This is a genomic window from uncultured Methylobacterium sp., assembly GCF_964244095.1.
Lineage (GTDB): Bacteria > Pseudomonadota > Alphaproteobacteria > Rhizobiales > Beijerinckiaceae > Methylobacterium.
On record NZ_CAXTHR010000148.1, the window covers coordinates 1 to 10,184 of the forward strand.

Consider the following 10,184-nt stretch of genomic DNA (forward strand, 5'->3'; position numbering starts at 1 on the left):
GCGGAACGGCTCGCCCTCCTCGAACAGGCGGTAGGTGTTCTCGATCGCCACCGTGGCGTCGTCCACGAGGATGCCGACGGCGAGCGCGAGGCCGCCGAGCGTCATCACGTTGATGGTCTGGCCCAGCGCTGCGAGGATCGCGAGCGATGTGAGGATCGAGAGCGGGATCGAGATCAGCACGACGATGGTCGAGCGCCACGAGCCGAGGAACAGCAGGATCGTCAGCCCGGTGAGGCAGGCGGCGATCGCGGCTTCGTGGACGACGCCCTCGATCGCGGCGGAGACGAAGACGGACTGGTCGAACAGCGGCTTGATCGACATGCCCTCGGGCGCCGCGGCGCGGACGTCGGGCAACGCCTTCTTGACGTTGTTGACCACGTCGAGCGTCGAGGCGGTGCCGTTCTTGAAGATCCGCATCAGCACCGAATGCAGGCCGTCCGAGCGCACGATGTTGACCTGCGGCGGCCCGCCGTCGCGGACGTAGGCCACGTCGCGGATCAGCACCGGCTGGCCGGCCACGACCTTGATCGGGATCTCGTTGAGCGCCGAGATCGCGTCGGCGGTGGCGTTGAGCAGCACCGGGTATTGCTGCTCGCCGATCTTGACGAGGCCCGAGGGCACCGTGAGGTTCTGCACCGTCATCGCGTTGGTGACGTCGACCGCCGTCAGGCCGAGCGCCTGGAGCGCGTGCAGGTCGAGGTCGACCATGATCTGCCGCGGCGTGCCGCCGAAGGGCGAGGGCAGCGTCGAGCCCGGCACCTGCACGAGGCGCTGGCGGATGCGGTACTGCGCGTAGTCGTAGACCTTGGTCAGGCTTTCCCGGGTGGAGGTCAACGCGAGCTGGATCACCGGCACCGAGGAGGCGGAGAAGCGCAGCACGATCGGCGGCTGGACGCCGGGCGGCATCGCCGAGCGGATCGCGTTCATCGCCGACACGGTCTGCGCGATGGCGAGGTCGATGCTCACGTCGGTGTCGAAATACACCTTCTGGACCGCCGTGCCCTGGAGCGTGGTCGATTCCATCCGCTTGATGTTGTTGACGTTGTTCGAGAGCGAGAACTCGGCGTAGGTGGTGATCCGCCGCTCCATCTCGGGCGTCGACAGGCCGGTATAGGTCCACACCACGACGACCACCGGGATGTCGACGATCGGCAGCACGTCCTTCGGGGCGACGACGATCGCGCCCGCGCCGGCGAGCGTCATCAGCACGGCGAGCACGTAGGTCGTGATCCGGAACTTCAGCGCGTACTGGACGAGGCCCATGCGGTCTCCGCGATCCCGGTGCGGCGGGGATCATCGCATCATGAATGCGGCGTGCACCGGACGCGAGAATTGTTTCGTCAACATGTCCGGGATCGCCGGCGGCGGCGATGCCGCAGGTTCACGCCCGGCGTCGCGGGCGGTCCCTGCCCGGCGGCCGCGTCCCCGGTGTCTCCCCGGCGCCGGGGCAGATGCCGCGCAGGGCCGTCCACTCGGCCTCGCCGAGGATGCGCCTCGTCCCCGTCCCCGGTCCGGCGAGGGTGCGGATCGTGGCGGCCCGCTCGCGGGTGAAGGGATGGCTGCGCAGGAAGGCCGGATCATCGTCCACGTCGTCCGCGGCGATGCGCTCCAGGATCGCGGCGAGCGCCGCGCCGTCACCGCCGGCCCGTGTCACCGCGTCGACCGAATAGGCGTCCGCCGCCCGCTCGGCGTCGCGGCTGTAGCCCGCCGCAAGCACGGCCTGCCCCAGCGCCACGATCACCGTCGATCCGGTGAGATCGCCGAGGACCAGGCTCAGCAGGAACGAGGTGCCGGACCCCTGGATCAGAGCGCGGGTCGGATCGCGGACGGCGACGTGGCCGAGTTCGTGCGCCAGCACGCCGGCGAACTCGTCGGCGCTCCGCGCCCTGGCGATCAGGTCCGAGAGCACGACGACGCGGGCGCCCGGCAGCGTCAGGGCGTTGGCCGTCCCGTGGCGGCGGACCGTGACGCCGAGGCCGGCCGGCAGGCCGCGACCTGCTACGAGGCGCGCGACGAGGCGGTCGAGCGCCGCGCGGCCGGCCGGGTCCGTGCAGGGCTGCGGATCGCCGAGGAGGTCCAGGACCTGTCCCTCGACCACGGCGCCCAGCCGCGCCTCGACGCCGGCCGGCACCAGCGGCGCCAGGAGGCCGGCCGCCGCCGGCATCCCGAACAGGGCCGCGAGCAGGACCGCCATGCCGACCGCGAGCGACCCGAGCACGAGGCGGAGCGTCCCGCCCGTGCCCTCGGGGCGTTTGCGCAGGTCCGGGCAGCGTGCGGCGAGGACGAGCGCGAAGGTCTCGTCCATCACCTCGACCTGCCCGGGATCGCCGGCGATCCCGAGGCGCAGCGGCGGCGCGGGCGCATCGCCGGCCCGCAGGTCGATCAGGCTCCAGTCGCGGCGGACCTCCGGCCCAGCGATCTCCAGGCGCGCGCCGAGCCGCAGGACGACGGGATGGGGCGTGGCGCTGCGGCCGTCGAACCAGCGGCCCGGGGTGGTGACCGGCTGCATCTATCGCCGTCCGCGACCCGTCCGGGCCGGCGTCTGGTCCTGTCGCGGACGCGACCTCGTTACGCGGACGGAACCCGCTCCGCTCGACATCGCTAGAACCCGATCTGCAAGGCGCCGCCGACGTCGAGGGCGTCGGCGAGACCTTCGTTGAGGCCGCTGCCGGGCCCGCGGCCGGCGGCGAGGATCGCGGCGAGCCCGTCCGCGTCGACGATCGCCGTGGTGTCGGCGACCGCGGCCCAGAGGCGGGCCTGGACGACGCGCACGTGCAGGACCGCGAAGGCGAGCGCCCCGCCGAGATAGAGCAGGCCGGCCCCGAGGCCCAGCGCCCACGCCGTTCCGTCGCCGCCCGCCGCCCGCGCGGCGAGCCCGATCAGCGCCGCGATCAGGACGACCACCACGACGAAGCCGAGGAGCGAGAGCGCGTAGACGAGGTAGGGCCAGTAGAACTGCCGCGCCCGGAGCGTCGAGACGAGGCGCACGGGACCGAGCCCGTCCCTGTGCAGGCTCGCCGCGTTCATGAACACCCGGGTCTCGCGCGCCCGGTAGAACGGCACCAGCAGCAGCGCCAGCGGGATGCAGGTCGCGGCGGTGATGCCGAGCGCGACGGTGAGCGTCGCGATCCGCCCCCCCGCATAGGCGGGATTGAGCATGAGGTCGTCGGCCGCGCCGCCGGGCCGGGCCACGAACAGGTCGGTCGGCAGGGTGAAGTGGTTGGCCGCGAGCATCGCCAGCACGACCGCGAGCACGGGCAGCACGGCGACCGCGTAGAACAGCAGCCACGCCCCGAGCAGCGCGCGCCCGCGGGCGTCGGAGGCCATCCGGCTGGCGCCGATGCGGGTGTGGCCGATGCGGTAACGCTCCAGGCTCGCGCGCATGAACGGGAAAGCGAGGCCCAGCGTCAGCAGCGTGAGCACCCACCACAGCGCGGCGCGCGCGGCGTAGGCGAGGCCCGATCCGTCCTGGCCGAGGCGGATGCCGCGCCACAGGGTGCGCATCGCCCGGTAGCGCCGGCCGCGATAGAGCGCGAACTGCCCGAGCACGAACAGCGCGGCGAAGGAGAGGACGGCCGAGTACGGCGCCATCGCCGGGAACGCCACGGCGGCCCCGAACAGGCCGACATAGACCGGCACCAGGACGGCGAGCGCCACCAAGAAGCCGAGGAACAGTTCGCGCCCGGTGCCGGCATACTCGGCCGGGCTCCCGTCGACGACGGTCCGGCACCAGAAGAAGCGCCGCAGGTCGGTGACGTACCAGAACCGGTAGATGCCGAAGGTGACGAGCGAGAGCAGGAAGCCCGCGACCGCGAGCCCGGTCAGGCCGCGCAGGCGGCCGTCGAAGGCGACCGATCCGGTCCGCGGCATCGTTCCCATCGCAACCTGCGGGTTTGAGGCGGTCAGCGGAGCAGGGCGGACTTGTCGACCTGGAGCGCCGCCGCGATCTCGTCGAGCGCCTTGTGCTCGACCGCGCTGATGCCGCCGAAATCGGCGACGTCCGCCGCGATCAGGAACACGTCCTGGCGCTGGCCGATCGGCCGGTCGGCGATGGATGCGACGTGGCGCAGGTTCTCGATCCGCCCGGCGCGGGTCTTGGCACGGGCGATGCCCTCGTAGAGCTCCTGCTCGATCCGCAAGGTGTTGTAGGATTTCTGGAGGATCGGGTTCGCGCGCATCCCCACGATCGCCGACTCGACCTCTTCCTCGTCCACGTCGCCGTCGGCGACCGTGACGTTGGCGGCCGCCGACACGGCGGCCTGAAGGAACAGCGCATCGCCGGCATAGGACATGATCGTGCGGCCGAACCGAAGAATCGCGTCCTGAAAGATGCTCATGCCCACCTCCCACCACTCCGTCGCCGCGTGAGGCCGACCCGGCCGACGCGACGCGCACCTTCAAACGGGAGCGCGGGACCGCTCCGTGCCGCCGGGAACAGCCGCGGGACGAGTGGCAGGGATCGAACGGACCAAGTCAAGCACTTCCCGGCCGCTCCGCGCCCGCGATCCTCAGACGATCGTCGCGTCGCCCGGCCCGTCGCGCCCGAGACGGCCGGTCGCACCGCCACGGCTCGCCGACGGCGGCGCTTCCGCTTCCGAACGCGCGTCCTCGCCCAGGTCGTCCTTCACCCGCCAGCTCCGGAACGGACCCGTCCGTCCCGGTGGCCTCGCGACCAGCGGTCCGGCAGGGTTCGGTTGGGCATTTGACGCTGCGACGCGCGAAACCTAGACCGCTCGCACGCATTCACGGCACGTGGCGGAGACGGATGATGGCGAAGGTCGCGTTCCTGGGCCTCGGCGTGATGGGCGGCCCGATGGCCGGGCATCTCGCCGGGAAGGGCCATTCGGTCACCGTCTACAACCGGACGGGGGCGAAGGCCGAGGCCTGGGTCGCGGCGAACGGCGGCACGCGGGCCGGCACGCCCCGCGAGGCGGCGGCCGACGCCGAGATCGTGTTCGCCTGCGTCGGCAACGACGACGACCTGCGCGGCGTCGTCCTCGGCGCCGATGGGGCGCTTGCCGGCATGCGGGCGGGCGCCACCTTCGTCGATCACACCACCGCGTCGGCGGAAGTCGCGCGCGAACTCGCCGAGGCCGCGCAGGCGAAGGACGTCGGCTTCATCGACGCGCCGGTCTCCGGCGGTCAGGCCGGCGCCGAGAACGGCGTGCTCACCGTGATGTGCGGCGGCGAGCCGGCGACCTATGCCCGCGTCGAGGCGGCGATCGGGTCCTATGCCCGCGCCTGCCGGCTCATGGGTCCGGCGGGCTCGGGCCAGCTCACCAAGATGGTCAACCAGATCTGCATCGCCGGCCTGGTGCAGGGCCTGTCGGAGGGGGTGCACTTCGCCAAGCGCGCCGGGCTCGACGTGGAGGCGGTGCTCTCCGTGATATCGAAGGGCGCCGCCGGCTCCTGGCAGATGGAGAACCGCGGCGCGACGATGAACGCCGGGACGTTCGATTTCGGCTTCGCGGTGGACTGGATGCGCAAGGACCTCGGCATCCTGCTGGACGAGGCCCGCCGCAACGGCGCGAGGCTTCCCGTCTCGGCGCTCGTCGACCAGTTCTACGCCGAGGTCCAGGCCATGGGCGGCAACCGCTGGGACACGTCGAGCCTCGTCGCGCGGCTGGAGCGTTAAACCGACGCCCTCACCCGATCTCGACCGCCGCATCCGGATCGAGCCAGCGCCAGTCCGGGCCCATCTGATGGCGGAACCAGGTGAACTGGCGCTTGGCGTAGCGCCGCGTGTCGGCCTGCCCGCGCAGGATCGCTTCCTCCAGGCCGATCGCGCCGTCGAGATGGGCGATCAGGCCCGGCACGCCGTGCGCGCGCATCACCGGCAGCATCGGATCGAGGCGGCGCGCGCGCAGCGCCTCGACCTCGCCGCAGGCGCCTTGCGCGACCATCGCGCGGAAGCGTGCGTCGATGCGGGCGCGTAGAACGTCGCGCTCCGGCGCCAGGAAGATCTTGCGGAGCGTTCGACCCGCCAGCGGGCCGGGAATCCGCGCGCCGTGGAAGTCCGCGATTGGCCGGCCGGTGGCGGCGAGGATCTCGAGCGCGCGCAGCACCCGCGCCCGGTCGCTCGGCCGCAGCGCCGCGGCGCCGGCCGGGTCGCGGGCGGCGAGGTCGGCGTGGAGCGCGGCGGTCGCCCGGCCCTCGGATTCCCTGCGGATCGCCGACCGCACCGCATCGGGCACCGGCGGCAGGTCCGACAGGCCCTCCTCCAGGCTGCGGAAGTACAGGCCGGTGCCGCCGACGAAGACCGGCAGGCGCCCGTCGAGACCGCCCAGCACGGCCGCGGATGCGCGGGCGAAGTGGCCGGCGGAGAAGTTCACCGCGCCGTCGACATGGCCGTAGAGGCGGTGCGGCACGCGCGCCTCCTCCATTTGGTCCGGTCGCGCCGAGAGGATGCGGAGGTCCGCGTAGACCTGCATCGAATCGGTGTTGACCACGACGCCGCCGTGACGGAGGGCGAGCCGGCTCGCCAGCGCCGACTTGCCCGAGGCGGTGGGCCCTGCGATGAGGATCGCTTCCGGCCGGTCCTGCGACGGCGCGTGGTGTGGCGGCAACACGAAATCCCGGCTCCGATGGCGCTCGTCGCGATCCTGATAGCAAACGAGGCCCGCCCCGCCATCACCGACGCGGTGCTGACCGAGGCGCGGGCGGTGCTGGCCACCGGGCACCGGCCGCGAATTCTGCACGGAACGGTCGCGGCCGAGATCCCGGTGCCGGGCGCGCTCGCGGCGGCGCCCGCGCTCACGGAGCGCCTGCGGACGGCGCTGGCCGGCGAGCCGATCGACGTGTCGCTGCTGCCGGCCGACCGCCATCGGCGCAAGCGCCTGTTCCTCGCCGACATGGACTCGACCATGATTGAGCAGGAATGCATCGACGAACTCGCCGAGACGATCGGCCTGAAGCAGCAGGTCTCCGCGATCACCGAGCGCGCGATGCGCGGCGAGATCGCCTTCGAGCCGGCGTTGCGCGAGCGAGTCGCGCTCCTGAAGGACCTGTCGGCCGGAGTGGCCGCCGCGCTGATCCGCGACCGTCTGACCCTGACGCCGGGCGGGCGGACCCTCGTCCGGACGATGAAGCGGCACGGGGCGCATACCTGCCTCGTCTCCGGCGGCTTCACGCTGTTCACCGGACCGATCGCGGCGACGCTCGGGTTCGACGCACACCACGCCAACCGGCTCGGCCTCGCCGACGGGCGCCTCACCGGCACGGTCGAGGACCCGATCGTCGGGCGGCCGGAGAAGCGAGTGACGCTGATCGAGCTGCGCACCCGCCTGGGGCTCGATCCGGCCGAGACGCTCGCCGTCGGCGACGGCGCCAACGACCTCGACATGCTGGCCGAGGCCGGCCTCGGCGTCGCGTTCCGCGCCAAGCCGGCGGTCGCCGCGGCGGCGGATGCCCGGGTCGAGCACGGGGATTTGAGCGCGCTGCTCTATCTCCAGGGCTTCACGGCGAGCGAGTTCGTCGGCTGAGGCGCCTCAACGGAAGCTCCGCGACAGCGCGACGACCGCTCCTAGGATGACGACCGTCTGAAAGCCGATCGTTCCAAACATCCATTTGATGATTTCGGACTTCATCGTTTCGATATCGGCCTTCGTCGACAGTCTCAGTACGTCGATGTCGGCCTTCGTCGACAGTCTCAAAGCGTCGATATCTGTTCTCGTAGACATTCTCAAAGCATCGCTGTCGGCCTTCGCCGAGACCCGTACCGCATCGCTGTCAGCCTTCGTAGATAACCTCAAAGTTTCGATATCGTCCGTTATCGAGACCTTCAGCGATTCGATATCGGTCTTCGTGGCGAGCCGCATCGCTTCGATGTCGCGTCTGACGTCGTCGATATCGCCCTTCGTCGGAATGCTGCCGGCGAAGACCTCCGCCATGGCGTCTGCCATGCCCTCCGCCTGCTCCGGCGTCAGGTTGGCCTTCTCGCGCAGGCTGCGCGCGAATTTAAGCGTGTCGAAGGCGACGGCGTTCACGGTGCAGGTGCCTTGAGCACGGGCGATCACGGCACGGGAGGGTGACGTGTTCCACGCTCCCGTGCAACACGCCTCACATTGGCAAGGGAAAAGCCGCCGCCCCGATATGGGCGGCGGCTTACCCGCGGTCGACCATCGCTTGGATCAATCCAGACCGATCGCCACGAAGCGGACGTCGCCGGTCGCGCTCGCGACCAGCAGCAGCACCGACTTGCGGCCGTCCTTCCTGAGCGCATCGACGCGCTTGGTCACGTCGGCCGGCGCGGTGACCGCTTCCTGACCGACCTCGACGATCACCTCGCCCGGCTGGATGCGCTTGTCGGCCGCCGTGGAGTTGGGATCGACGCGGGTCACGACCACGCCCTTGACGCCGTCCTTGATGCTGAACTTGCGGCGGAGGTCGTCGGTGAGGCCGGAGAGGTTGAGCCCGAGCGCCTGCCGGGTCACGCTCTCGGGCTCGGGCTGGCGGAGGTTGGCGAGCTGCGGCTTCTCGCTGTCCTCCAGGCGGCCAAGGGTGACGGCCTTCGTGGTCTCCTCGCCCTTGCGCACGATCACCACGTCGACCTTCTGGCCGACGGGGGTCGAGGCGACGATGCGCGGCAGGTCGCTCGACGCCTTCACCGTGCTGCCGTTGAACCGGACGATCACGTCGCCGACCTCGAGCCCCGAGGTCCTGGCCGGGCCCTTTTCATCGACGCCGGCCACCAGCGCGCCCTTGGCGCCGCCCTTCAGCCCGAGGGCCTCGGCGGTCGCGTCGTCGACGTTCTGAATGCGCACGCCGAGCCAGCCGCGGCGCACTTCCCCGAACTCGCGCAACTGGTCGATCACCGGCTTGGCCGAGCCCGACGGCACGGCGAAACCGATGCCGACGGAGCCGCCGGTCGGCGAGAGGATCGCGGTGTTGATGCCGATCACCTCGCCGTCCATGTTGAACAGGGGCCCGCCGGAATTGCCCTTGTTGATGGCAGCATCCGTCTGGATGTAGTTGTCGTAAGGGCCGGACTCGATGTTGCGCCCGCGCGCCGAGACGATGCCGGCCGAGACCGAGCCGCCGAGCCCGAACGGGTTGCCGATGGCGATCACCCAGTCGCCGGGCCGCATCTTGTCGGAATCGCCGAACGGCACCGCCTTCAGCGGGCGCTCGGCCGTCGGCTTCACCCGCAGCACCGCGAGGTCGATCTTCGAATCCTTGCCGATGATCTCGGCCTTCAGCTTGGTCCCGTCGTGCAGGATCACCTGGATGTCGTTGGCGTCGCCGATGACGTGGTTGTTGGTCACCACGATCCCCGAGGCATCGAGGATGAAGCCCGAGCCCAGCGAGTTGGACTTGCGCTGCTGGCGCGGATCGGCCTCGCTGCGTGGCTCGCCGCCGCGCCCGCCGCGCTTGTTGAAGAACTCCTCGAACAAGTCCTCGAACGGGGTTCCCGGCGGGACTTGCGGGCCGGCACGATTGCCGGGCCGCGCCTCGATCGTCGTCGAGGCCGAGATGTTGACGACCGCGTCGTCGACCTGCTCGGCGAGGTCGGCGAGCGAGACCGGCCCCCTCGCGAGCGCCGGCGCCGCGACCGCGGAGGAGGCGATCAGGAACGCGGCGGCGACGGTGCGCGCGCCGCGGCGAAGACGGTGGACAGGACGCGCCGGGGCGCTCGCGACGGGGTGCATGATCGACCTCTTCAGGAACGCGTTTCCGACGTCTCGTTCGTGACCGCGCCTGGGCGGCCGGCGGTTCGAAGGCCGCCTTAAGATCGTCCGCGGACCGCCCGGTTCAAGGGCGGCGCGCGATGGCGGCGGTCGATGCGACGCTCAGGGCCGCGCACCGGTCGTAGAACCCGTCATGGCGCCGGGATCGGACGTGCCCCGCGGCGCGCCGCCCTGCACGGCTTTGCCCTGCGGGTCGCTGAAGTAGCGGAAGAAGTCCGAGGTCGGGCTGATGACCAGCCGGGTCTCGGGACCCTTCAGGCCGGTCTCGTAGGCCTGCATCGAGCGATAGAAGCTGAAGAAGTCCTGGTCCTTGCCGAAGGCGCCGGCGAGGATGCGGTTCTTGTCGGCGTCGCCCTGGCCGCGAAGCTGCTCCGAGGTCTGCGTCGCCTCGGCCAGGATCACGGTCACGTCGCGGTCGGCCTTGGCCTTGATCGTCGCAGCGATCTGGTCGCCGTTGGCGCGGATGTCGGCGGCCTCGCGCTCGCGCTCGGTCTTCAT

9 protein-coding genes and 1 pseudogene are annotated in these 10,184 nt (G+C 71.2%); 2 read left to right on the top strand and 8 right to left on the bottom strand.

All coding sequences use genetic code 11. The features are described from left to right. The 4 genes from ACFE86_RS18495 to ACFE86_RS18510 all read right to left on the bottom strand — a co-directional run. A partial coding sequence (locus ACFE86_RS18495; protein WP_375456786.1) for an efflux RND transporter permease subunit occupies positions 1-1,263 on the bottom strand: 1,263 nt, incomplete at its 3' end. A 118-nt stretch (positions 1,264-1,381) separates the two neighbouring features. Next, entirely contained in the window at positions 1,382-2,509 is a 1,128-nt protein-coding gene (locus ACFE86_RS18500) for a M48 family metallopeptidase (protein WP_375456787.1), read from the bottom strand. Between the two features lie 92 nt (positions 2,510-2,601). After that, positions 2,602-3,870 carry a DUF898 family protein gene (locus ACFE86_RS18505; RefSeq protein WP_375456788.1) on the bottom strand — a complete coding sequence of 423 codons (1,269 nt, stop codon included), beginning with the start codon at positions 3,868-3,870 and terminating at the stop codon, positions 2,602-2,604. 32 nt (positions 3,871-3,902) lie between these two features. Continuing rightward, on the bottom strand, positions 3,903-4,337 hold the full coding sequence (locus ACFE86_RS18510; protein ID WP_375456789.1) for a tellurite resistance TerB family protein: 435 nt from the start codon (positions 4,335-4,337) through the stop codon (positions 3,903-3,905). A gap of 431 nt (positions 4,338-4,768) precedes the next feature. Here ACFE86_RS18510 and ACFE86_RS18515 point away from each other — a divergent pair, with 431 nt between their 5' ends. After that, the gene (locus ACFE86_RS18515; protein ID WP_375456790.1) at positions 4,769-5,635 is read left to right on the top strand and encodes an NAD(P)-dependent oxidoreductase; all 867 of its coding nucleotides are present in this window, start codon (positions 4,769-4,771) and stop codon (positions 5,633-5,635) included. A gap of 10 nt (positions 5,636-5,645) precedes the next feature. On the opposite strand, the gene miaA is transcribed toward ACFE86_RS18515, so the two are convergent. Next, positions 5,646-6,566: a tRNA (adenosine(37)-N6)-dimethylallyltransferase MiaA gene (miaA, locus tag ACFE86_RS18520; protein WP_375456791.1), complete on the bottom strand. Its 921-nt coding sequence runs from the start codon at positions 6,564-6,566 to the stop codon at positions 5,646-5,648. 18 nt (positions 6,567-6,584) lie between these two features. Between miaA and serB the strand changes: the two genes are divergently transcribed. Then, positions 6,585-7,481 carry a phosphoserine phosphatase SerB gene (gene serB / locus ACFE86_RS18525; RefSeq protein ID WP_375456792.1) on the top strand — a complete coding sequence of 299 codons (897 nt, stop codon included), beginning with the start codon at positions 6,585-6,587 and terminating at the stop codon, positions 7,479-7,481. A gap of 6 nt (positions 7,482-7,487) precedes the next feature. Here the strand turns inward: serB and ACFE86_RS18530 are convergent, their stop codons facing one another. The 3 genes and pseudogenes from ACFE86_RS18530 to ACFE86_RS18540 form a co-directional block, all read right to left on the bottom strand. Next, positions 7,488-7,985, bottom strand: coding sequence for a coiled-coil domain-containing protein (locus ACFE86_RS18530; RefSeq protein WP_375456793.1), 498 nt, complete (start codon positions 7,983-7,985; stop codon positions 7,488-7,490). A 144-nt stretch (positions 7,986-8,129) separates the two neighbouring features. Next, on the bottom strand, positions 8,130-9,647 hold the full coding sequence (locus ACFE86_RS18535; protein WP_375456794.1) for a Do family serine endopeptidase: 1,518 nt from the start codon (positions 9,645-9,647) through the stop codon (positions 8,130-8,132). 141 nt (positions 9,648-9,788) lie between these two features. Next, positions 9,789-10,184 (bottom strand): annotated as a pseudogene (locus tag ACFE86_RS18540) (protease modulator HflC); the annotation flags it as partial.

What these genes read in the sequence shown, in the direction of transcription:
- ACFE86_RS18500 (WP_375456787.1), bottom strand. Translation starts at nt 2,509, where the DNA reads ATGCAGCCGGTCACCACCCCGGGCCGCTGGTTCGACGGCCGCAGCGCC.
- ACFE86_RS18515 (WP_375456790.1), top strand. Translation starts at nt 4,769, where the DNA reads ATGGCGAAGGTCGCGTTCCTGGGCCTCGGCGTGATGGGCGGCCCGATG.
- ACFE86_RS18510 (WP_375456789.1), bottom strand. Translation starts at nt 4,337, where the DNA reads ATGAGCATCTTTCAGGACGCGATTCTTCGGTTCGGCCGCACGATCATG.
- serB (WP_375456792.1), top strand. Translation starts at nt 6,585, where the DNA reads ATGGCGCTCGTCGCGATCCTGATAGCAAACGAGGCCCGCCCCGCCATC.
- ACFE86_RS18505 (WP_375456788.1), bottom strand. Translation starts at nt 3,870, where the DNA reads ATGCCGCGGACCGGATCGGTCGCCTTCGACGGCCGCCTGCGCGGCCTG.
- ACFE86_RS18535 (WP_375456794.1), bottom strand. Translation starts at nt 9,647, where the DNA reads ATGCACCCCGTCGCGAGCGCCCCGGCGCGTCCTGTCCACCGTCTTCGC.